Here is a 24,285-nt window from a genome sequence, read left to right on the forward strand (position 1 = left end):
TATTTAAACCCCCTTAGCTTTGGCTTTTTTAACTAATTGACTTTGTCCACGTCTGATAACTTGGCCCACAGGACCTCTTCTTAAGCTCATTAACTCTTCGCGAGCATTTTTAGCCCTGATCCAAAAACCTTCTTTTTGATATCCGAGGCTTTCAGCTGCAAACATACCTGCTAGCTTGCCTTCAACCATGGCAGAGCTTGCTTCCTCTACACCTGAAACATCACCTGCTACATAAATACCGCTTTTTGTAGTTTCAAAATTTTCATCCCTAATAGGAGTAAACCCTCCTAATTCTGGAACATATACAGTTTCACAACCCGCTTGTAATAATAGTTCTGCTAGTGGAGTTAACCCAACGGAAAGGCATAGCACATCAACCTCGAAATTTTGTTCACTCCCAGGAATATAGTTCCAATTATTATCTAGTTCGACAGTAGTTATTTTTTCTAAAGCATTTTCTCCGTGAACTTCCTTAACAGTGGTAGATGTATATATAGGAACTCCCTGCCTTCTGAGTTTAGAGGCATGTACTAGGTAAGCACCAATTTGTGATGCTGCCTCTAAAACACCAACAACTTCCACTCCTGCCTGAATCAATTGATAGCTAACAATAACACCAATATTTCCAGCACCTACCATAACAACTTTATCTCCGGGCTTGACTCCGTAAACATTCATCAAAGTTTGTACAGCTCCAGCCCCGTATACCCCAGGTAAGTCCCAGTTGGGAAAATGAAGAACTTTTTCTTGTGCTCCAGTAGCAACAATCATCTTTGATGGTTTTATCCTAATTATTTCCCCATTATGCTCTACTAATAAAGTACCATATTCATAATAGCCTAGAGCTGTAGCATTTATATAAACATCTATATTATCATAAGATTGCAATTGTTCTGAAAGTATTTTACCAATTTTAACTCCTCGTTCTGCTGCATATTGTTCTTCAGAGCCAAAAAACATGTGTGTTTGTTTGACAAGTTGACCACCCAAAAAGGGATCTCGTTCTAATAAAAGAACCTGTGCTCCTTCCTCAGCAGCACTTAAAGCAGCAGATAAACCGGCCGGTCCAGAACCTATAACTACTACTTCAGTATTGATCTCTTTTTTAAGTCGTAAAGTTGAAGGATCACGTAGATTAGGCGAAAGTTCTGAAAAATTGTGATTATCAGACATTTAATTCACCTCTTTCATCCTGTTTTTCCACCACCATTCCTTCTTCTAAGGGCTCAACGCACACCCGGACGTTTGGTACTCCATTCACCTTCATAGAGCATGAAGAACAGTTACCAATGGCACAGAAGAACCCCCGTGGTCTTTTATGTCTTCTACTATTCCGAAGTACTTTCACCCCTGCCGCATGAAGTGCTGAAGCAATGGTCTCACCCTTAACACCTTGGTACTTTTGGCCTTCATAATAAAAAGTAACTGTTTCATTGTTTTCAAAATTCAAAATCGGGTGATTTTTGATTCTCATATGCTCCCTCCTTTAAACTAGAATAAAGCAATTATGTGTTATTTATATATTGCAATTGCAATATTAACATCCATAATTACTGGTTTTAGACGGTTTCACCCGCCTAAAACCAGTAATCATGATTATAGTTGAAATTATTCCTTTTCTGGCAGTTCAGCTCCAGGTTGTGAAAGCTCTTGGGATCTTTCAAATTCTTCCAAAATTTCTTGACTAGGCTCATCATCAATCAAACTAAAAATAATGATTGCTACCAGTGACAAAATAAAACCAGGTACGATCTCATATAGCCCAAAGGGAGTACCCAGTATTTCCCATAAAATCACCGTCAATCCACCAACAACTATTCCTGCCAGAGCTCCGTTACGAGTAGTTCTTTTCCAAAACAAAGAAGCTATGACAGCAGGGCCAAAGGTCGCTCCAAAACCAGCCCAAGCATATTCAACTAGTTCTAATACATGGCCTTCTTCCCATGCTAAATAATATGCTATTAAAGTAATAATTAAGACAGAAATTCTTCCACCCCAAACCAACTCTTTTTCAGTGGCGTCTTTTCTCAAGAATCGCCTGTAAAAGTCTTGGGTTAAGGCACTAGAAGAAACAAGTAATTGTGAGTCCACTGTACTCATGATAGCTGCTAACACTGCTGCCAATAGAATCCCCGCAATCCACGGGTTAAAAATTAATGGAACCAATTCTAAAAAGACCCACTCAGAATCATATAGAGGTGCTTCTTCTCCAAAAATGGAAATTCCCATAAAGCCCACCATGGAAGCTCCCATCAATGTTAAAACAACCCATATCACTGCAATTAACCGAGAAGTTTTAATAGCTCTCAAAGATTTAATGGCCATAAATCTCGCTAAGATATGAGGTTGACCAAAGTATCCCAATCCCCAGGCCAAAGCCGATATAATACCAATGGCTCCAATAGGGCCTGTAGATTCCCAAAAAATATCGTCAGTGTAATTATAATTTACACCTCGAGTTATATCTAATAGATCAGGGTTTATGGAACCAATTTCTGCAAAAACATCACTCAATCCTCCAAGATGACTGACAACTCCTATAGGGGCAATGATCAGAGCAAAAAACATTAATATACCATTAACAAAGTCCAACCAGGTAACTGCAATAAATCCCCCTACAAAGGTGTAAATCAAGATAACAATAGTTCCAATAGTTAAAGCAAGATAATAATCAACACCGAGAAACGACTCAAATAATTTCCCCCCGGCAACCAAGCCAGACGCAGTATAGAACAAGAAAAATACTAAAATAAATAGAGCAGATACAATTCTTAGTACTTCACTCTTATCTCGAAATCTATTTGAGAAGAATTCGGATAATGTAATGCTGTCACCAGCTAATTCTGTATAAGCCCTGAGTTTTTTAGCAATAAACTGCCAATTAAGCATCGTTCCTGTAGCAAGACCTATACACATCCAGATACTCCACTGGCCCATGCCAGAGGCATAAGCGGCACCTGGTAATCCTAAGAGTAGCCAACCACTCATATCGCTAGCTTGAGCTGACATAGCTGCAACCCATTTATTTAAACCGCGCCCAGCCAACACATAATCATCCAAGGTATAAGTCATTTTATAGGTTATTATACCGACTATTACCATAAAGATTAAATATGCTATAAAAGTCGACATTATAGGTATGGGGACCATTATTCATTCCTCCTCTCAACAAAATAGCTAATAATGGCCCATACAATCAGTAAAGGCATAGGTACAAGTAACCAAAACCACGTAGCAGTCGTAAGAGTATACTCCACAAAAATTCCTCCCTCAGTTATAATTTTTTGTAAATTCTTTAATTTGCTACAATTATTTTTATTTCGTCTACGGTATCGTTAATTCATTGGACAAACTATTTGATTTTATATATTATTCTATTTAAATTAAAAAAATCCTTTTTAATAACTAATAAGCAATTTTTTAAATCAACAGGAGTTTATTTACGTAAAAAAGAATTATAAATTAGAATTCTACAATAGAATTCTACAATAAACCTCTTAGAGGTGTTAGACTATGATGAATCTACAAAAATCTGAGTATAAGTCAATAATCGTTACTTTTACTTTACTAATAATATTTCATCTAGTAAATTTCAATACAACGGCCATGACACGAACTACTAGAAATATTAATGAAAACTCTGAAACTATCCAGAAAGAAGATATTTCTGAGCTAGGTGATCTTAAAAATGAAATCAAAGAACTAAATGAACAGGAATTAAAAATTCAAGAAGAACTATTTCAATTATCTAGAGAAAAAGAAAAAATTAGGATTCAAAAATCCACATTAAAAAATCAGATAAATAAAATAGAACAACAAATTTCCCAATTGAACAAAGAAATATCTGAACAACAGGAACGATATCAAAAAGCTCAAGCGAATCTGGGAGACATTTTAACAACTCTTCAAAAAATGGGACCTCTCTCCTATTTAGAAGAGTTATTAGATGCGGGAAGTACTGAAGTCTTTATATCGCGTTTAAACATAATTAGAGGATTTATTTCCGATATCAGAACAACTATTGATAATCTCATTTCCAATAAAGAAGCCCTCCAAGAAAAAGAAAAAGTACTATCAAACACTTTGGATCAACAAGAACAAACAGAAAATGAGCTAAAAAATAAGTCTCAAAATTTAACGAATAAATATAAGCAACAAGAACAGATTCTAGAAGAAGTATCAGAACAGCGTCAGCAATTCGAAGACAGAATGAAACATATTAATTTAGCCTGGGAAAATGCAGTTTCCGAGTTGGATGATTTAGAACATATATTAAGTGATATTTTATCCACACACACTTTTGATGAAGAGCAAATCGAACTCAGCGGGAACATTTTCAGTATGCAAGCAAAAATTTATGAAGATACGTTTATATCAATTATTGAAAAAGAACAGGAATTAGAAAAAATAACCTTCTCATTAGATAATGATAAGGTTAAGCTAACACTTACCGAGAGTAACTCAAATGAAGAAAAGCACTTGTACCTGAATCCTGTCCCAAAAAACAATTCGTATGTGGAGTTAAAACCTACAAAATTTGAATTTTTAGGACTTGATATTGCTAGTGACCAGCTCGGGCAGCAAATAAGTAATTCAAATATTGTACTGGACTTTTCAGAGGAGTTAGCAGGCTATCGAATTAAAGAAATAAATATACAGGAAGATTACATGAAATTGCAATTGTCTTTTAATTAAAAGCACTGTTATACTTATTTGTTAATAATGTAAAATTTTCATTTGAACGATTATGCGAGTTTGACAGCACATCTTTATGAGTGAACACTAAGTAAAAGTTTTGGGAGTGGGAATTGATGATTGATATTTCTAACTTGAGCCTTGAGTACAATCACACTAAAACAATGGCTTTAAAAAATATAGATTTTTATTTAACCAAAGGTGAAATGGCCTTTTTGGTAGGTGAAAGTGGTGCAGGAAAAACCAGTTTGATTAATATTATAATGGGTAATATCAAACCAACAAGTGGTAGAGCTACTGTCAACGGGATCAGTTTAACTAATCGTGGAATCAATAAGGTACAAAAAGTTTCTTTAAGAAGACAAATTGGACCGATTTTTCAAGACTTTAAATTGTTTAAAGGAAGGTCTGTACTGGAAAATGTTTTGATTGGATTACGCGTTTTAGGCCCAATAACTGAAGAAGATAAACATCATGTAATTCAACTACTCAATCAAGTAGGATTACAAGACATGATTAACCACAAAATAGATCATTTATCTTTTGGAGAGCGACAAAGAGTAGCCATTACCAGGGCTGTTGCTAGAAAACCAGAAATAATACTTGCAGATGAACCAACAGGTAATCTAGATCAAGAAACAGCTTTTAATATCTTGAAACTCTTAGCAAGTTTCAAAAGTAACAACACAACAATTTTAATCACAACACATGCAACTCATTTACTTAAATATTTTCAGGGTCGAGTTATTACTTTGAAAAGTGGACAAGTTAGTTCTGATGATTACCTGGAAAAGGAGGAATCCAGGTGAAATCCCTTAGTAATTCACTTTTTTTCATCCAAGAATTCTTAATTTCTTGTAAACAAAATTATTTCAGTCATGCAGTTACTGTTATCAGTATTGGCTTAGCATTTACCATACTAGGTGTTATTCTGAGTTTCTGGTGGAGCGGACAAGTTTTGACTGATTACATAAAAGATCAAGGAGAAATTATGGTTTTTTATAGCGAAAATATCTCCGATAATAAAATTAATGAATTGAGCACGAATTTAAGTCAATTGAGTGGAGTGAAAAATGTTTATAATGTGGATAAAGACGAAGCAAAAGAACAAATGAATAAAATTTTAGGTGAAGAAGGAAAAATTCTTGACTATTTTGAAGACAATCCTCTATCACCCTATTTTGAAGTGAATATTTCAGTTGAAAACATAAATCATGCCATGGATAAAATATCTCAATACGATAATGTAGAGCACACACGAACCAATACTGAGGTCCTCGCTCAGATGGAATCCCTTACTAGAATATTTATTTATTTTGCATCTTTATTTGCTACTTTGACAGCTATAAGTATTATGATTATAACTTCCCATATTATCAGATTGGGTTTATTATCCCGGCAAGAGGAAATATCTACTTTACAATTATTAGGAGCTACAAGAGGATTTATAGCTATCCCCTTTGTCATGGAAGGAACTTTTTTAGGAGCCCTAGGCGGATTGACATCTGGTGGACTATTGTACATAACTTTACCTAGACTACACGAGTTGATTATTTCTGCACTACCTTTCATACCAATACCAACTGTGGTAGAACTACTTTCTACCTTAATAATTTCCTTCACCCTGTTAGGTGCATTTTTTGGCTGTGTTGGTAGTTCAATAACTTTGTTAAAAAGTAACTGGGCATAAATTTTTTTATTTATAACTCTCTACCTATTTATTTCATTCTTACAAATGATTATAATATGAGTGTACTTATTTTATTATGATTGAGATATTAAAAATAATTTCGTTTTTGAGGAGGCTGGACTAATGTTTAGACCCGACTGCGGCTGGATTGAAACAATCCATTCATGTGCCATGTTTGCAGGAAAAACCAGAGAACTTTTAAGAAGATTAGATCACTTGGGCTGGGCCCAAAAGTCTTACATATTATTTAAACCTCATAAAGATAATAGAAATGAACATAATATTGCTAAATCCCACAATGGAAATACTTTATCTGCCACCTCTGTATCTTCTCCTCAGGAAATTTTAGACATAACCATTAGAAAACAACCTGATGCGGTAGCAATTGATGAGGCACAATTTTTTGATACCAAAATTATTGATATTGTCAGCCAGCTAAGAGATCAAGGATACTGGGTTATTATAGCCGGATTATCCTCAACTTCAGAGGGGAGACCTTTTAATTCCATGCCTTATTTATTGTCTATATCCGATAATATTACGCCAATATATGGGGTTTGTGCCAAATGTGGTGGTATAGCTACTAAAACCATAGCTCTCTTTCCTAAATCCACGGATGTTGAAGTAGGTGGAAAAGAAAAATATGAACCAAGATGTAATAAATGCTGGCAAGAAGATTATAATAATACTGACGAAACTGTTGCTAATTCTTAACATATTTAAAACAAATCAATTCAATATGTTCCTATAATGCAGGATTTTTCCATTATATGTCGAAATATTAATTATCAAGTCAACTCTTCTATAAGGAGATGATATCATATGGCAAATGAATCTTTACCAAAGGAAGATCAAATCGTTATTTCCGATGAAGTTACTGCTATTATTGCAGGAATAGCTGCCAATAAAGTTGATGGCATTGCTAGTATGAGTGGTGGAGTTGTGGGGAATTTAGCTGAAAGATTAGGTGCCAAAAAAGATTTAGCTAGAGGAGTAAAAGTTGAATCAACTAATGAGGAAGCCAGCATAGAACTGAACTTGATAGTCGATTATGGAATAAAAATTCATGAAACTTGTGGAGTTGTACAAGAGAGAGTAAGAGAAGCCGTTCAAGAAATGACTGGATTAGCGGTTCCTGGAGTTTCAGTTAATGTGCAAGGAGTTAATTTAGACGAACAGATTGAACTCGAAAATACGGATTAAATTAGCCCCTTAGATACGAATTTAAAAAGGCCCTTATGGGTCTTTTTTTTTTGGGTACTATTTCATTTTCGTTGTTGATACTGAGTGTGAAAAATCATCAATTGAACTAATATGTTATGTTAGCGTTTTAACGAAAATTTTTACGATTTGACTTGATTATTTACTTCTATTTTTTTACACTTTTAATTAAGGGCTATGTTATTTAATTCATTTATTATATGAGTCTATTGTGAGCTCCTGATGTTTACTAAGGAGGAATCTATATGAAACCCGTTATTGGAATTCCAAGATCATTGATGTATCATTTTTATTCAGATAGTTTAGAATTGTTTTTCAAAGAACTGGGTTACAGCATTAAAATCTCCCCTGTTTCAAACAAGGAAATACTAAATCACGGCTCTAAACTAACCATGCTAGATAACTGTTTACCTGTAAAACTTCACTTCGGGCATGTGTTAAGCTTAATTAACAGAGTAGATTACTTATTTATTCCTCGTCTCGTTAGCCTCAAAAAAAGAGAATACATGTGCCCCAAGTTTATCGGAATTCCCGATTTAATTAAACAAACTTTTCCAGAATACTCAGCAAAATTAATTGAACCCACTATTAATTATAATGAAAACAAAACTTTTCTTAAATCTTTAACTGATATTAAAAACTCATTGGATTTATCTACATGGAAAATTTTGAAGGCTTTTTTTAAAGCAAAAACGGCTTATCATAAAACTATTAAATTCCGAAAAAAACAGTTTACTGAAAGTGTTAATTCATACAAAGCAAATTCTACCGGCCCCCGGATTGGAATAATAGGTCACGATTATGTACTAGAAGATAAGTTACTTGGAGTGCCTATCAAAAGCAAATTACATGAATTAGGATGTATTATTTACCCTTCGACTGATCTTAAATGGTTACCCCAAAAAGAAAGCGCAAAAGCAATGCCGAAAGACCTATATTGGACTAAAAACAAGGCCTTATTTGAATCTGCTATATATCTATCGAAAAAAGGTTTGATCGATGGTTTAATTCAAATTAATACTTTTCCATGTGGTCCTGATTCTGTCATCAGTGATTTAATTGATCGAAAAATTAATCACTTAAATCCTTTACCAACCATGACACTAACATTGGATGAACACACTGGGCTTTCTGGTTTACACACCCGTATTGAAGCTTTTATTGATCTTATTAATAGGAGGGGATCACGTGAACCTTACAGTCCCTCACATGGGTAGTTACTGGATCGCTAGTAAAACGCTTTTTGAAAATCTAGGTGTCAATGTGATTATCCCACCAAAAACTACTAAACGTACCATCGAACTCGGAGTCAAATATGCCCCTGAATTCGCTTGTTTTCCCTTAAAGATTACTCTGGGCAATTTCATAGAGGCTGCGGAACAAGGTGCTGATACTTTTTTAATTCCAGGTGGTATAGGTCCTTGTAGATTCGGTTTCTACGGACCCGTTCATAAAGAAATATTGAATGATCTAGGTTATCAAGCTGAACTAGTAATTGGCGAACCACCTTCTGCCGGTTTCATAAACTTAATTAAAGGCATCTCACCTTTAATTAAAAATATTTCTCTTAAAATGTTATCAGAAGCAGGAAAACTTAGTTGGACTAAACTTTTAGCTATTGATCACGTTTCTAAGAGCCTTAATGAATGGCGACCATATGAAAAAGAAAAACATTCCCTTGAAAATTTAAAAACCACTACTTTTACAAAACTTAACAAGGCCAACTCACCTGAAGAAGTAGATAAAATTAAAGAAAATTTTAACTCAGAATTGTCTCGACTCGTCACGGAAAAATCTATAAATCCCATTAGAGTAGCCATAGTTGGGGAAATTTTTTTAAATTTAGATGAAACAGCCAACCAAAAAATTGAACAAAAGTTAGGACTATTGGGAGTCGAAATTGAACGAAGTATTTATTTATCTGATTGGATCCAGGAAAATCTATTACCCGGCAAGAATCATCAAAAGGAAAAGAAACATGAGATCAAAAAACTTGCCAAGCCATACCTAAACGATTTTGTTGGGGGACATGGAAGAGAGTCTGTAGGTGAAGCTGTTCTGGCACATTTAGAAGGGCTAGATGGCGTTATTCATGTATCTCCTTTTACCTGTATGCCCGAAATCACTGCCCAGGGTGTATTACCAAAGGCTAGTAATGATTTGAATTTTCCCATTATGTCACTATCTTTTGATGAACAAACAGGTGAAGCGGGTGTTAATACTCGTCTAGAAGCTTTTATTGATTTAATCCTAAAAAAAAGACATAGTCAATCCGAACACTGCAGGATTTCTTAATGTGATATAGAAAATATCTTTAAGAGAATATTTTAAGGCAGGGGTCAAAATGAATACACTATTAAATATTCACCCTGGTCAAGATATTAAGATACACCCGTTAAATAATAGTATCTATTCAAAAGAATATCATTGCCAAGTAATTGATATTAATCAAAAAGAATTAAAAATTACTGTCCCCTACTCTGACGGCAAACTGATTCCTTTACCAACTAAAACCCAAATAAAAGTTACAGTCATGGACGAAGTATTTGAATCGGAAATTCTTTCTCGTAAATTTGGTCAAGAACAATCTCTAATCATTGCAGCTCCTCACTCCATTTTAAAAAGTAGGCATAATTCTCAAAAATCAGATCGTATAAGTACTAAAGTACTAGCTATCACAAGCGGAAAAGGTGGTGTAGGAAAAAGTAGTCTAGCAATTAACTTGGCTATCGCACTTTCAAAAAAGGGACAGAGAGTTTGTTTAGTAGATGCTGATTTAGGAATGGCCAATATTGATGTCTTATTAAAAATGACTCCAAAGTACAATCTCACTCATATATTTAACGAAGAAATAGATATTTTTGATGTCATTATTAAGGGGCCAAAAGACGTATTAGTGGTCCCAGGCGGTTCTGGTTGGCAGGATATTGCCAGTTTGAATACATTTCAATTTCAACAGCTTGTTAAAAACTTCAATAAACTGGAACAGTACACTGATATTATTATTTTTGATACCGGTGCAGGTATTGACTCTAATGTAATTAACTTCTTACTAGCTTCAGACGAGATTTTACTGGTTACCACACCAGAACCCCATGCAATTACTGATGCTTACGCTATGACTAAAGTCATAACAGAACAAAATAAGAATTTACCTGTTAAACTCATAGTGAATAAAGCAAACAGTAAAGAAGAAGGACAAGATGTGGGGAATAAAGTCAGCTTTGCAGCAAGACAATTTTTAGGGATCTCTCTTGAATATCTTGGCTTTGTTCAAGAAAGTCGACTATTTTCAAAAGCAGCTAGAAATCAACATCCCATCATAGATAAATGGCCTTTTTCACCCCCATCTAAAGAGATCACACAACTCGCTAATAATATAATAGGAAACAATCAATCTAATTCCCGAGGAATGACCGGCTTTTTAAATAAATTAGCTAGTTTATTTAAAAAATAATAAAACCGCAGTTTAAAAAAACTGCGGTTGTTATTTTGTATCTCTCCATATTAAATATTATTTATTTTAAATTAATATTCAATTCCTTCTCGTGCTCCAACGCCTTTTTGGAAATGATGTTTGATTTCTTTAACTTCACTTACTAAGTCTGCTTTTTCGATTAATTCTTCTGAAGCATTTCTTCCCGTAATAACTAATTCAACATTCTCAGGTCGTTCATTAAGTAATTCCATAACTTGTTCTACTTCAATTAAATGAAAATCTACGGCTACATTTAGCTCATCTAGAATCACCATATCATAATCCCTCGATGTCAATTTATCCATAGCTTTCTCAAAACCATCCTGAGCTAGCTCTACATCCTTAACATCAGGAGCATCTTTATTAATGAAGCCTTCACGACCTGCAAGTATCACTTCAGCTGTGGGAAATTGTTTTAGTGCCTTAATTTCGCCGTAATTTTCACTCCCTTTCATAAACTGAATTAAGCAAACTTTTCTTTGATGTCCTAAAGAACGAAAGGCAAGTCCAAAAGCAGCTGTTGTCTTACCTTTTCCGTTTCCTGTGTAAACCTGTACAGCCCCAACATTTTTTTCATCGCTAATTTTAATCAGCTCCTTTCTTATTTAATGTTTAACCATTAGCAATAGGATTATTATATTTACTATATTTTTAGTTCGAGATTTTTATCACTTTACCTGCCATCATTATAATATTTAAAAATTTTATTCATACCATGCTTATAAGAAATAGACAATGAGGGGAATATCATGAAATCAAGAGGAGAAAAAATTAGAACATTAATGTTGACATTGATCATAATATTAATATTTTCGTTATTCAAAGTGCAATCCTCTGCCATGATTGCCGGAGCCAAGCATGGTTTGACTACCTGGTGGGAAGTAATTCTCCCCGCACTACTTCCTTTTTTTATTCTTTCTGAATTTATGGTTCGATTGGGTGTAATACATTTTGGGGGCACCCTTCTAGAACCTTTAATGAGGCCTGTTTTCAATGTTCCTGGATCTGGCGCCTTTGCCTTGGTTATGGGTATGACCAGCGGCGCCCCAGTAAACGGAACTATAGCAACCCGTCTTAGAAATCTAAAAATGTTAACATCAAAAGAAGGCGAAAGATTAATAGCCTTCACATCTAATTCCAGTTTATTGTTCATGGTGAGTGCAATCCCCGTAGGCATGCTAAATAGGCCTGATCTAGGGATAATTATCGCAGGTATTCACTATACAACTAATATTATATTAGGAATAATTCTGGGGCAACTTAGCAAATATCTTGATAAGTCGTCCCAGATCAAAAGCCAGAGAAATGAATTAGCACAACCCATTGGCCTGATCTGTTTATTTCAAAAAGCCGTGAAGTCAGCAAGTGAGTATTTAGAAACAAACTACACCGGTATCCGAGATATGTCCAAAGAAATAGTCTACGATTCTATGATAAAAGTAGTATATATTGGTGGATACATTATGTTATTTTCAGTAATAATAAAGTTATTATTTGAACTGGCAATTATCGAACAACTGTATGTTAATCTTAAACATATAATACCAACAGCTTTTCGAGATATTAATTTAATTTCTTCTTTTTTTGCGGGGCTGTTTGAAACTACCGTGGGAACAGAAATGGCAGTAGAATCAAATCAAGAACTAGTCCATATTTTAGCTGTAATATCCTTTATTCTAGGTTGGGGCGGATTTTCGATTCACGCTCAGGTCATTACTGTGACGGCAGAAGCAGATTTTAGTATGAATACTTTTATAGCTACAAGATTAATTCACGGATTTCTATCAGGGCTATCTGTTTATGTAGTATTAATCTTTTTGCCTGTAGGTCAAAATTTGATTACTACAACTGCCCTTTTTGAAAGATCTGATATCTTTACTTTAATTAAACTGCTAATTTGTTACAAAGTGGCTCTAATTGGTCTATTACTTCTATTATCAATTTTAATTTTAATCTTTAAACCTGTTATCAATTGGCTGCTATCACTTATCCGGTAACAGTTCTTTGGGCAATAATTTTTTTTCATTCATTCTAAATAATACAATTAAACCAACTATTATCCCTCCCACTGCTATACTATAAAATGTTAATTGTAATCCGTATTCCAACAAGTAAGAGAATGTAATAGTTGTAGTTGCTCCTCCCAAAGATCGAGCAGATCCGTATATTGTACTCATAACTCCTCTAATTTCTTTAATTTCTACTGAAGTACTCACCATGTCAACAGAAGGCAATACAATTCCTGCCCCCACACCTAAAGCTACTATTAATGGCCAAAATAAAATCGTTTCTAAGGTATGGTAAATACCAATTAAACAAGCTGATGTTAATATAAGACCACCCCCCATAATAAAGCGAGGATTCAACTTATTATGTATTCTTTCAGCAAATAATGTGGTAAGTAACATAGCTAGAGCTGGTAAGGATATAACAACTCCCCTTAAAATCTGATTTAGTTCTAGTCTAGCTTCTAAAAAATCACTCAACCAAAACATGGTACCAATTAAAATAAATATTACCAAAAAAGCCACGAGCAAAGTGATAATTCTGGATTCATCTTTAAATTGACGAAAAGCCTTTTTCTGTTTCTCCCAATCTACCCCTTTATTCTCATTAGGTTCCTCTATAACTTTCCAGGTTGCAATAGCAACCGGTAAAGCCACAATTGGATAAATAAAAAATATGGAATACCATGTAATAAGACCAATTAAAGCACCTAAAATTGGACTAGTAACTTTCCCTAATCCGTTAGCCGTTTCTAAAAAACCCAAAGCTTTACTTCTTTCTAAGCTTTGAAAAATATCGCCAACCAGTGCTACTGATAAAAACATGGGTGTTGCCGCACCTATTCCTTGAAATAGCCTACCAACTAAAATTACCGGATAAGGTTCTTCCATTAATATAATACTTAGTCCAGCTAATAACCCCCCAAGCCCATATAATGTTAAGGATAATACAATAATTATTTTTTTTCCGAATCTATCTGCTAATATCCCACCTCCTAAATTAATTAGGGCTGATGGAAAAGAAACTATACCGACTAAGATTGCTAAATCTCTTAAAGTTAAATTTAAAGCCTGTGCCATGACAGGGAAAATAGGAAATAGTACTGTATTTACTAGGACTGTTATATAATTTGAAGCGGACAAAATTGCTACTTTAATTGCACTTATAGTTTTCAAACTTTTTTCCCCCTATTTTGACTTTGTTATTTTAAATTTCATATTTTTTAGTGTTCTCTAAGAAAGTTTTTTGCATACAAAAAGGCAGGGAAATTCATCCCTGCCTAAGCACTTTCAAAACCATTATTTATTGTTCTGGAGCATCATTAGGATATTCAAAAACTCTATTTTCCCAAGTGCGGATATACACTTTATCTCTACCTTGAGAAATCATGTATTCCGGAACTATGGGTGTCTTTCCGTGACCATCCGGTGCGTTAATAATGTAGGATGGAATTGCCATACCAGATGTATAGCCTCTCATCTTTTCTAAAATCTCTAATCCATCCTCAACTCTAGTATTGAAATGGGTTGTTCCCTTTACCTTTTTAGCATGGAAAATATAATAAGGTCTTACCATCCCCTTTAATAGCTCATGACAAAGAGTTTTCATTACATGGGGGTCATTATTAATGGTGTTGAGAAGAACTGCTTGATTACCTAAACCAACACCTGCTCTAGCTAGCTTAAAGGTCGCCTTTTTAGCTTCTGCAGTCAATTCTTTAGGGTGGTTATACTGGGTATTTACATATAAAGGTAAATGCTTAGTTAAAATGTCACAAAGATTTTGAGTTATTCTCTGAGGCATTGTAACCGGGGTCCTACTACCTAATCTTATAATTTCTACATGAGGTATTTTCCTCAATTCAGTTAAAAGCCAATCAAGAGTTTCATCTGACAACATGAATGCATCCCCGCCGGTCAATAAAACATCTCTGATTTCAGCATGATTTTTTACGTACTCTATTGACTCTTCTAGTACATCTTTAGGAGTTGGCTTATCGACCTCACCAATATTTCTTTTTCTTTGACAGTGTCGACAGTACATAGCGCACTGATTGGTGACATTTATTATTAATCTGTCAGGGTATCGCCTGGTAACATTCCCAGCCGGATTAGTAAATTCCTCGGCCATTGGATCGGTAACCCCAGCTTTATCTTTCACCTCTTGTGCAGAAGGTATGGATTGCTTTCTTACTGGACATTCTGGATCATCAGGATCCATCAAACTAGCATAATATGGTGAAACAGCCCATCTGTAATCTTTACCTACTTGTTCGATTTCTTGTCTTTCACTCTCGGTTAAATTGAGAATTTTCTCTAAAGTCTCAACATCAGATATTCTGTTTTGCAACTGCCATTTCCAGTCGCTCCAATCTTGCTCCGAAGCATTAAACAATTCCAAAATCAGACTTCGCCTTCTGGCAAGCTCATCACTAATTTTTTCTCCTGTTACAATATGTTCTCTAGCTTCTAAAAAGTCTTGAATACTGTCCTTCAGTTCTTGAGCTCTTTTGTTAGAAATAGTTCTGGCATCTTTACTCATCTGCATCCCTCCTTTACTTTTTAGATACACGAAGTTTTCCTTCTGTTAATAATTCTGCAAAATTTTAGAGATTCCTTCCTATTATTTTATCAACTACCTATTATAGCTTATTATTATTTAATCTTCATAGGATTACGAACAGGCCCATAGATTAATATAGACATGTTTTAATATAGTTAACTTTAGTTTTATCTGTTCAGGGAGGGAAATTAATTGCTAGAACTGTTTATTTTAGGTTTAATTCAGGGAATTACTGAATTTTTACCAGTCTCCAGTTCTGCCCATCTGGTAATCGGAGAAAAAATTATGGGTTTAGAATATCCAGGATTAATAGTTGAAATAACCTTGCATTTTGCATCATTTGTAGCGTTATTAATCTATTTCAATACAGAAATTTGGGATCTAATTACAAATTCTCTAAAATATCTAATAAAGAAATCTTCCTACTGCAAACAACAGTTTTCTTTGATGGTTTTTTTAATAGTTACTACTTTAATAAGTGGTATAACAGGTATAATATTGGAACAAGTGCTAGGAGAATATATTAAACATTTGGCTGTTACTGGAACGAGTTTAATAATTACTGGATGTTTATTAATACTAATAGAAAAATCTCATAAATTTCATTTTATTTTTTTAAAACAAGAACAGGATTTGTTTATTAAAGATAGCTTTTTTATGGGAATTTGTCAAGGGCTCTCTGTAATTCCAGGGATTTCTAGATCAGGAATTACAGTTATTGCAGGCATATCTCAGGGGTATTCTAAGGATTTGGCCGTTAAACTCTCTTTTTTACTGGCTTTTCCTATAATTTTAGGTTCCTTTGTTTACAAACTACCTTCATTAATACAAATTTATCAAAACACACCATCCCAAGCTATTGAAATGATTCCGGGACTCCAAGAACTAATTGTATCATTTGTTGCATGCTTACTGGCCTCTATAATTGGTATTAAAAGTTTGATCTCTTTAGTTAAAAGAAGCAAATTATCCCTATTTGCAATTTATGTTATCTTTATTGGAATTATAATCTTAGTATCCATTTCAATGTAGTAATTAATTCAAAAATTTTAAATACCATATTTTTCCGCAACAGTATTGTAAGTTAACTCTCATTTTCAATGCATCGTGCAGCGTAAGTGGCTAATCTAGTACCCTTTCTATAATTATAAGTGTTAATCGCTTTGATTAATCCTATTGTACCAATTGAAATTAAATCTTCTGGGTCTTCACCACTGTTTTCAAATTTTTTGATAACATGGGCTACTAGTCGTAGATTTCTTTCAATTAAAACTTCCCTAGCTTTATCATCACCTTGTTCTAATCTTTTAAGGTATTTGCGTTCATCTTCTGCAGATAAAGGTTGAGGAAATGAGTTGCTGCTAATATAAGAAACAAGTAAAGAAATTTCTTTGACAATTAATGATATAACTCCAATCACAGGTATCATTAAAATATAACACCTCCTCTAGTATAAGAAATGCAAGGGGTACAATTATTATATGGTCTTATCTAAAATTCGTGCCTGTCTTAAGAAATATTATTAAAATGCTAAGCTCGCCTAATCATACATTGAAAATTATAATTACCAAAAACGAAATACAACAGTGTCAATAGATTAAAATGATAGCATTTCAATGAAACTTTCAAGTCTAGTCCTCACCTGACCCGAAAAGTAATTTTGCCGATCAACACAGTCTGCATCTAAATTTAAGAAAGCTACATTTAAATCCTTAGCTTTTTGTTTAAGTAAAGGTACAGCCCCAACTGCATGTCTACATCCCCAATGTGAGAAATGAATAATCCCATCAACAGAATAATCATCAATAATTTGTTTTAAATAATCCATTCGATAGTCTAAAGGACCTACAAGTGGATTATTAATTATCTTGCGAGCTAAACTTTCATAAGGTTTTGCTGGGTCTAGAGGAGGCCAATAAACTTGATTCATCTCTTCAAAAACAATATTAACTTCCAGTTCTTGTTCTAAGATTGTAAAAATATCATTCTCGTAAAAAGGACGTAAATGAGACCACAGAATACGGGGAGCATCAGTTTTATGTTCGTTTTTTGAAGCTTTATTTTCTATTTCCTCCGCAAGTATATTATAAATGTCGGGAGTTTTTTCAAGACCTTGACAAAGGAAATGTAAATACACTAAATTTATAGCTTGGGCCCCAGGTAAAATACCAGGATACTTCTTTCTGATATTATTTAAGTATAATTGAGCCTCCCGTGCTCTGTTGGAGTTCTCAATTACCTCTTTAAGCCTTTCTTCATCCAAGGAAATATTTAAATTTTTAGTAACTTCTTTTATTAATTCTTCTAATTGTTGTGCTACATATTCTACAGCTTGTGCATCTTTCTGAGCTGGTACATCTAAAAAATAATATGGGCGGTCATATTTTTGAGATAAGTATCTAAATAATTGAGGAGCACCATCACATAAGTGAGAACTGGCCAAGAAAAAATCAGGTATTGGAAAATAATCTCTTGGCCCCCCTGCGGCAGCCACTCTATGAAAAGAACAGGCATCACGTGACATACCTTCTTTTTCGGAGTTTTTAAGGAGTTCTTGTGAGAGATTTAAAGAAGTTGCTGTAGCTGCAGCAACTTCTGGTGCAAAAGGAACACAACCTAGGGCATGCACTATTTCTTCAGGAAAAAAAGCTGTAGTAAAAGCTACTTTTTGTTCGTCATCATAAGCCTTGGCCGTCTGATCTAGACCAAGGGCAGTAAGTTCTTTAATCCCGCGGAAGGGATAGGGGTTTCTTGCCACAAACATTAATTTGGCAAGTCTATAAGCTTGAGGTGACTTAAGTGCTTTTCTACTAAAATTACCACCTATTTTTTCCTTAAAAATTTTAACGGGATCCAAAATTATCCCTCCATTCCCTATCAATTTTTACTATCATTAGATATCTAAATCTTAAACAAGTTATTCAATCTAAGTGAACCTCTCATGACTAAAGTCACGAGAGTGCGTGACGACTTTTCAAATTAAATTCATCTCATAAAAAGCTTCTACTCTAGTCTTAATTTGGCCTATCTCCCTTTCACCTAGCTCGGAATTTATTTTTAAGACTGGTATATTATATTTTGAAAATAAATCTTGTATAATTAAATAATCATAATTACTAAGATCACAGAATCCTAAATCATGATGTATAACTCCTTTTACATCAAATTGATTTATCAAATATTTTAAATAATTTACACGGCCAATATCAGGAGTAACTGTAAAGGTTCTAGGACATTCTGGCTTGTTTAAATACGATTTGGCAATTAGCCCTAGAATCTGTTGTTTTGTTAACTGTTCTAAGTGTTGGTCCTCAATATTAGCTAAATCACTTTTCATTAGATAGCGGAGTCCCATACAATTTTCTGGCATTAATGGGTAATCACTATTTTCAATTAATGATCTATTAATTTCCCTAGATATTATTCCACCTGTTAATAATATTGTAGAATTTTTATAATCTGCTCCCTGTTGAATTTGGTGTGATATAAAATCATTTACATTTTTCCTATCATTATTGGCTATTTGTATGCTTAGATCAATAATATCTTTTTGAATTCTATATAATTTATAATTAATACTTTGTAATAATTTCTGAGTTTCACTATATAACTTGAGTGATTGTTTCAAATTTTCAGTTTGTTCCTCAACAGAGTTTTTATTTGTTCTATTTTTATATAAAAAGTTATATAATTCTTCTAATTGTCTATTGTAATATTCAATACCAGTTTCACTATTTTTTCGCGGAAGGTCTAGTAAGTAAACAAACTGATCATCGGAACTCATTTCCTTAAGTACATTGTAAAGGTGTATCATGGCATTACAAGAATTAGACACTACAAAACCACTTATAAAGTCGTTATAAACTCCTTTTTCTAAAGCTGCAGCTACTTCTTTAACATAAGGACAAAAATTTGACGGTAGAGTTTTGCAGTTCCCCTTTTGATCAATCTCACCTGGCACTAATCGATAAGGTTGGAATCCAGCTGCATGGATTATTTCTTCAGGTATGTAAGTACATAACCAGGCGACTTTTTGGGTTTCTTTGCTCACCGAACCACTCCCATCCATATATTTGTCTAATCTCTTATATTATTAAGCAAAGACTAATTCGCTCGACTTTTTGCTATAAATTGTTCAGCTAATAAGGCAGCTCCTAAAGCTCCTACAGTTTGCGGTTCTTTAGGCACAAATATATTTTCCCCAGATCTATTTTCAAGGGCTGTCACTACGGCCTTATTTTTTGCAACTCCACCACTCATAGCTATAGGTGGTTCTATCTGGACTCGATCTGCCATGGTTTCTGTGCGTTCACCTATAGAATCTATCAATCCTCGAATAATTTTTTCTTTGGCATATCCTTGACCAATTAAAGAAACCACTTCTGATTCTGCAAAAACAGTACACATACTGGTGACTGGTACTTGTTCTCCCTGTCGTTTACCAATATCTACAAATTCTTCAAGTTCTACTTCCAAGGCACTGGCCATGACTTCTAGAAATCTGCCAGTTCCGGCCGCACATTTATCATTCATAATGAAGTCCTCAACAGTCCCATCAGGAGCTAATTTTATCGCTTTACTGTCTTGACCACCAATATCAATAACTGTCCTCATATCAGGGTTTAAATAGTACATCCCCTTGGCATGACAAGTTATTTCAGTAATCTGTTTATCGGCAAAAGGAGTAGCTACTCTTCCGTAACCGGTACTAACTATGTAACCTACCTCTTCTTTTTGTACTCCCGCTTTATCAAGGGCTTTGTTAAATGACTCTTCACTAGCCTTTTTACTGTTTGACCCTGTTGCTGAAATCACTTGTGATGTAATTTGATTATTCTGAACAATAACGACTTCAGTTGATAAAGATCCAATATCTATTCCTGCTGCTATTGACATAAACTCCCCTCCTTTGATTTAACTATAATTTAAATAATTTATTACAAGTAATCGGCCTACCTTAATGGCAAGCCGATCACTTTTTAACTTATAATAATATGCACTTTTCCAACAATAATAATTTAAAAAAATCTAATATATTGTGATGTCTTTAATTAATAAGAAATCCTGTCCCAATTACCTTGAAAAAAACCGTCATAAAAAGCAGTTATGGTCTGACGTTCACTAATCAATAAATCCCTAAACTGAAATAATCTAGGTAATTCAAAAACAGCTTCTCTTTTTAGAATTAATCGTAATAGCCTGTCTAAATTTTCGTATCCAATCTGTTCCCACAAATCGAAAATTTTCTGCTCTATCTCTAGTTTCGCTCCCGCTTTATCTAATAATCTCTGACGATAATTATCTATTTCTCCCTCATTAATTGCATTGATAGCTTCTTTTCCAGTAAATAAGGCCAGGTCTATTCCCCCTCCGTGAAGGGGGGAAGAAAAGCCACCACTATCTCCAGCTAAAATTATATTATCAAATACTAGTTCATCTAGGGGTTTAGTGGGTATAACACCACCAGTTTTACGCACTTTTTTACAGTTTTGCAGTCCTTCTCTATGAATAATATTATGTAATTCTCGCTTTAGACGTTTTTTCAAAGTCTCTGGGTACTTATTATTTTGAGGAAAAATTCCCAGGCCAACATTGGCAAAATCTTTAGATTTAGGAAATATCCAGTAATAACCTAAATAATCAGGACTTACACCTACTTTCAACTCACCTAGCTGATTTTGGAAATTACCAAATAATGTTATTTGATGTGCGTAAGCCCAATAGTTTTTGTAAACATGGCTAAAACCTTTAGAAATAGATGTTGTAGAAGGAATCCCTGTACAATCAATCACCCAATCATAGTTTTGGCTTATACTTACCAAATCTGTAGGATTAACGGGACAATTCTCTTTGACATCTACCCCTAATGCCATGGCCTCTTCCTTCAACCCTTTTTGCCAAGTTTGGCGATCAATCATCCAAAGATTTACATTAGAACAATCTACTTTGTATTCATCTTTAACTTTTATATGTAGACAATCAACTTTAAATAATGCTCCATGAGAAGGAGGGCCGAATAGTTTCATTGAATCATAAAAACCTTCGGCACATTTAATGTTTTCTCCAACCTTATTTTTTTCGAATAAAGTTACACTCAATCCTTGTTGGGCCCCTTGGATAGATGCGGCTAACCCCGCTGGACCGCCCCCTAAGACTGCCACTGTAACTCCTGCTCCCAAAGTATCACCACTTTCTATTAACTAATCGGACTTAAATTTATAATATCGAAAACCGCTTTAAAACTCAACCCAGAATTTTACGTATCAATGAATTAGGTTCACAATCTACATTCAACGGAACTGTAACAACTTCTTTGGGATGTGGAGCAGCTTGACTTTTTTTACCTTCACTATTGATTATCTCGTTTATGACAAATTCACCATAAGTTTTGTTAGGTCCTATTATTTCTATGCGATCACCAATTTGAAAATGATTCCTCTGCTGAATAGTTAAATATCCATCTTGACTGTTTAAAACGATTCCCACAAAATCGCGATTTGATTGTCTTGGCTCTTTAGTATATTCTTGATCAGTTTCATCAGGTGAGCCAAAATAAAAACCAGTACTAAAAGGTCTTGTAGAAGCTTTCTTTAATTCTTCTTCCCATTCTCTTTTAAAACTATAGTTATCAGGATCGGAAAGATATGCATTAATAGCTTTTCGATAAGCTCTTACTACAGTAGCAACGTAATGTACACTCTTCATACGTCCTTCTATTTTGAAGTTTTTAATCCCTGCATCTATAAGTTCAGGAATATGCCTAATCATACATAAATCTTTGGAACTCATAATTTTGGTACCTTCCTGATCTTCAGTTATTGGCAGGTACTCCCCCGGACGCTCACGTTCCATAAGATAATACTGCCATCTACAAGGATGAGCGCATTCACCTCTATTTGCATCTCTATTGGCCAAATAATTGGATAGTAAGCACCTACCTGAGTACGAAATACACATTGCCCCGTGGACAAAAGTTTCAAATTCTATATTAGATTCCATTCTATGAATTTGTTCTATTTCCGCTAAACTTAGCTCTCGAGCTAGAATAATTCGATTTATACCTTGATCTTTCCAAAATTTAGCAGATCTCCAGTTTGTACAGTTAGCTTGAGTCGATAAGTGAATTTCCATCTCTGGTACAGTTTCTTTGCAGATTCTAAGTATACCAGGATCAGATATTATTATGGCATCTACCCCTATTGATTGTAATTCCTTTAAATACTCTTCTAAACCTTCTAAATCCTCGTTGTGTGGAAAGATATTAACTGTAATATAAACCTTTCTACCGCGCGAATGAGCATAATCAACGCCCGCTCTCATATCCTCTCTTGAAAAATTACCGGCAAAAGCCCTTAATCCGTAAGATTTCCCACCTAAATATACGGCATCTGCTCCGTAATCAATAGCAAATTTAAGTTTTTCTAGATTGCCAGCAGGAGCTAAAAGTTCTAAGGGATTTTGATTTTGTTCAACTTTAGATTTACCTTTATATTCGATAGTCATTTTTTTCCTCCCTTCATCAATAATATATTTAATCAGCTCTAACTCTTTCTTTAGCCTGCAAATGTTCTTGATACGTTTCTGAAAACACATGAGTTCTACTTCCATCATGTTTTGCAACAAAAAACAAATAATCGTGTTCCTTGGGGTCTAGAGCTGCTTCAATAGAAGCACGACCTGGTGATGCAATTGGTCCAGGTGGTAATCCGGAATTTTGGTATGTATTGTATGGTGTTTCAATTTGAGTGTCTGCATCAGAAAGTACGGGTTTGTTTTCCTGAAGAACATATTCCACTGTTGCGCAGGCTTCTAAGCGCATATTGTTCTCCAATCTATTTAGGAAAACCCCTGCTACCTTGCCACGCTCATCGTCAATTACTGCCTCTCTTTCTACAATCGAAGCAATAGTTATCAATTCATGGATATTAAATCCTTGGTGTTCTTTCTTTTCTTGATAACTTTCGTCAAATACTTCATTAAATTGATCTAACATTCTTTTCACTACTTCTTCTTCACTAATATCCTCCTGGACTTGATAAGTATCGGGATATAGAAAACCTTCTAATGGAAACTTAACATGCTCTTCTGCTAACCCCTCTAGGAACCAATAATCCCACTCTTCAGGTTCTGAGAATAATTCAAGAAATTTATCTTTATCACCTAATCCTTGACTTTCAAGCCTTTGAGCTACCTGATCAGCTCTAAGGCCTTCTGGGATTGTAAATCTAATACTCCGATCGATAACATCGCCCTGGGCAAGCTTAATCAATACCTCCTCGGGAGCAATCTCATCCTCGAATAAATATTCACCCGCTTGTAATTGAGCATCGTAACCAGAAAACCTGGCATAATATCTAAACAAAGTTGCATCTCTAATGATGCCATTATCTTCTAAAATATCGGCAACCTGTCTTAAATTACTTCCCCTGGGAATTTCAATTTCAATTTCTTCGTCAATATCTACTGATTGTAAGCCACTGTAAATATAAAAATATATCCCTGCTGAGCCTAATAAAATAGCAGCCATAAATCCTGTTATCAAGTATATCATCATTTTTTTTCGCTGGCTAAAATAATTTTTTAAAGAAAACTGAGCCATTGATAACTCCTCCCCAATATCAACTAATAGAAC

General features: G+C 34.5%; 22 protein-coding genes and 1 pseudogene. 10 read left to right on the top strand and 13 right to left on the bottom strand.

Annotation, left to right across the window (positions count from 1 at the left end; all coding sequences use genetic code 11):
* Positions 1–3: 3 nt before the first annotated feature.
* The 3 genes from NTHER_RS08860 to putP form a co-directional block, all read right to left on the bottom strand.
* Positions 4–1,173 (bottom strand): NAD(P)/FAD-dependent oxidoreductase, encoded by a 1,170-nt coding sequence (locus tag NTHER_RS08860; protein WP_083762756.1) that lies wholly within the window; start codon positions 1,171–1,173, stop codon positions 4–6.
* On the bottom strand, positions 1,166–1,474 hold the full coding sequence (locus NTHER_RS08865; protein ID WP_041367043.1) for a (2Fe-2S)-binding protein: 309 nt from the start codon (positions 1,472–1,474) through the stop codon (positions 1,166–1,168). The genes NTHER_RS08860 and NTHER_RS08865 overlap by 8 nt, the downstream gene beginning before the upstream one ends.
* Before the next feature lie 134 nt (positions 1,475–1,608).
* Positions 1,609–3,150: a sodium/proline symporter PutP gene (gene putP / locus NTHER_RS08870; protein ID WP_012448195.1), complete on the bottom strand. Its 1,542-nt coding sequence runs from the start codon at positions 3,148–3,150 to the stop codon at positions 1,609–1,611.
* Between the two features lie 363 nt (positions 3,151–3,513).
* On the opposite strand from putP, the gene NTHER_RS08875 reads away from it, so the two are divergent.
* The 8 genes from NTHER_RS08875 (at position 3,514) to NTHER_RS08910 (ending at position 11,063) form a co-directional block, all read left to right on the top strand.
* On the top strand, positions 3,514–4,695 hold the full coding sequence (locus NTHER_RS08875; protein ID WP_012448196.1) for a coiled-coil domain-containing protein: 1,182 nt from the start codon (positions 3,514–3,516) through the stop codon (positions 4,693–4,695).
* Positions 4,696–4,811: 116 nt separating this feature from the next.
* A complete protein-coding gene (locus NTHER_RS08880) occupies positions 4,812–5,504 on the top strand; it encodes a cell division ATP-binding protein FtsE (RefSeq protein WP_012448197.1) in 693 nt (230 codons plus the stop codon).
* A complete protein-coding gene (locus NTHER_RS08885; RefSeq protein WP_012448198.1) occupies positions 5,501–6,385 on the top strand; it encodes a cell division protein FtsX in 885 nt (294 codons plus the stop codon). Before NTHER_RS08880 ends, NTHER_RS08885 begins: the two co-directional genes overlap by 4 nt.
* Before the next feature lie 123 nt (positions 6,386–6,508).
* Positions 6,509–7,099, top strand: coding sequence for a thymidine kinase (locus NTHER_RS08890; RefSeq protein WP_012448199.1), 591 nt, complete (start codon positions 6,509–6,511; stop codon positions 7,097–7,099).
* 108 nt (positions 7,100–7,207) lie between these two features.
* Positions 7,208–7,588, top strand: a complete 381-nt coding sequence (locus NTHER_RS08895) for an Asp23/Gls24 family envelope stress response protein (protein ID WP_012448200.1) — start codon at positions 7,208–7,210, stop codon at positions 7,586–7,588.
* A gap of 263 nt (positions 7,589–7,851) precedes the next feature.
* Complete coding sequence (locus tag NTHER_RS08900; protein WP_012448201.1) at positions 7,852–8,823, top strand: acyl-CoA dehydratase activase-related protein; 972 nt, start codon at positions 7,852–7,854, stop codon at positions 8,821–8,823.
* Positions 8,795–9,901 carry an acyl-CoA dehydratase activase-related protein gene (locus NTHER_RS08905; RefSeq protein ID WP_012448202.1) on the top strand — a complete coding sequence of 369 codons (1,107 nt, stop codon included), beginning with the start codon at positions 8,795–8,797 and terminating at the stop codon, positions 9,899–9,901. Before NTHER_RS08900 ends, NTHER_RS08905 begins: the two co-directional genes overlap by 29 nt.
* Positions 9,902–9,950: 49 nt before the next feature.
* Complete coding sequence (locus NTHER_RS08910; protein WP_012448203.1) at positions 9,951–11,063, top strand: AAA family ATPase; 1,113 nt, start codon at positions 9,951–9,953, stop codon at positions 11,061–11,063.
* Positions 11,064–11,134: 71 nt separating this feature from the next.
* Here the strand turns inward: NTHER_RS08910 and cobO are convergent, their stop codons facing one another.
* Positions 11,135–11,689 carry a cob(I)yrinic acid a,c-diamide adenosyltransferase gene (gene cobO, locus NTHER_RS08915; protein WP_083762758.1) on the bottom strand — a complete coding sequence of 185 codons (555 nt, stop codon included), beginning with the start codon at positions 11,687–11,689 and terminating at the stop codon, positions 11,135–11,137.
* 144 nt (positions 11,690–11,833) lie between these two features.
* Here cobO and NTHER_RS08920 point away from each other — a divergent pair, with 144 nt between their 5' ends.
* On the top strand, positions 11,834–13,081 hold the full coding sequence (locus tag NTHER_RS08920; protein WP_012448205.1) for a nucleoside recognition domain-containing protein: 1,248 nt from the start codon (positions 11,834–11,836) through the stop codon (positions 13,079–13,081).
* Here NTHER_RS08920 and NTHER_RS08925 read toward each other — a convergent pair.
* Together NTHER_RS08925 and eam are read right to left on the bottom strand one after the other, a co-directional pair.
* Positions 13,067–14,266, bottom strand: coding sequence for an MFS transporter (locus tag NTHER_RS08925; protein ID WP_012448206.1), 1,200 nt, complete (start codon positions 14,264–14,266; stop codon positions 13,067–13,069). The two genes, NTHER_RS08920 and NTHER_RS08925, sit on opposite strands and share 15 nt — an antisense overlap.
* 127 nt (positions 14,267–14,393) lie before the next feature.
* Positions 14,394–15,632 (bottom strand): glutamate 2,3-aminomutase, encoded by a 1,239-nt coding sequence (gene eam, locus NTHER_RS08930; RefSeq protein WP_012448207.1) that lies wholly within the window; start codon positions 15,630–15,632, stop codon positions 14,394–14,396.
* A 213-nt stretch (positions 15,633–15,845) separates the two neighbouring features.
* Here eam and NTHER_RS08935 point away from each other — a divergent pair, with 213 nt between their 5' ends.
* On the top strand, positions 15,846–16,685 hold the full coding sequence (locus NTHER_RS08935) for an undecaprenyl-diphosphate phosphatase (protein ID WP_012448208.1): 840 nt from the start codon (positions 15,846–15,848) through the stop codon (positions 16,683–16,685).
* Positions 16,686–16,743: 58 nt separating this feature from the next.
* Here NTHER_RS08935 and NTHER_RS08940 read toward each other — a convergent pair.
* From NTHER_RS08940 to mltG, 7 genes and pseudogenes are all read right to left on the bottom strand, one after another.
* A pseudogene (locus tag NTHER_RS08940) lies at positions 16,744–17,082 on the bottom strand (sigma-70 family RNA polymerase sigma factor); the annotation flags it as partial.
* A gap of 168 nt (positions 17,083–17,250) precedes the next feature.
* Positions 17,251–18,510 carry a 2-hydroxyacyl-CoA dehydratase subunit D gene (locus NTHER_RS08945; RefSeq protein ID WP_012448210.1) on the bottom strand — a complete coding sequence of 420 codons (1,260 nt, stop codon included), beginning with the start codon at positions 18,508–18,510 and terminating at the stop codon, positions 17,251–17,253.
* A gap of 117 nt (positions 18,511–18,627) precedes the next feature.
* On the bottom strand, positions 18,628–19,704 hold the full coding sequence (locus NTHER_RS08950; protein WP_012448211.1) for a 2-hydroxyacyl-CoA dehydratase family protein: 1,077 nt from the start codon (positions 19,702–19,704) through the stop codon (positions 18,628–18,630).
* A gap of 53 nt (positions 19,705–19,757) precedes the next feature.
* Positions 19,758–20,549: an acyl-CoA dehydratase activase gene (locus NTHER_RS08955; protein WP_012448212.1), complete on the bottom strand. Its 792-nt coding sequence runs from the start codon at positions 20,547–20,549 to the stop codon at positions 19,758–19,760.
* 155 nt (positions 20,550–20,704) lie between these two features.
* On the bottom strand, positions 20,705–21,832 hold the full coding sequence (locus NTHER_RS08960) for an NAD(P)/FAD-dependent oxidoreductase (protein WP_052291967.1): 1,128 nt from the start codon (positions 21,830–21,832) through the stop codon (positions 20,705–20,707).
* Between the two features lie 64 nt (positions 21,833–21,896).
* The gene (locus NTHER_RS08965) at positions 21,897–23,156 is read right to left on the bottom strand and encodes a peptidase U32 family protein (protein WP_012448214.1); all 1,260 of its coding nucleotides are present in this window, start codon (positions 23,154–23,156) and stop codon (positions 21,897–21,899) included.
* A 28-nt stretch (positions 23,157–23,184) separates the two neighbouring features.
* Positions 23,185–24,252: an endolytic transglycosylase MltG gene (gene mltG, locus NTHER_RS08970; protein WP_012448215.1), complete on the bottom strand. Its 1,068-nt coding sequence runs from the start codon at positions 24,250–24,252 to the stop codon at positions 23,185–23,187.
* Positions 24,253–24,285 lie beyond the last annotated feature (33 nt).

It is taken from the genome of Natranaerobius thermophilus JW/NM-WN-LF (assembly GCF_000020005.1).
GTDB classification, from domain to species: domain Bacteria; phylum Bacillota; class Natranaerobiia; order Natranaerobiales; family Natranaerobiaceae; genus Natranaerobius; species Natranaerobius thermophilus.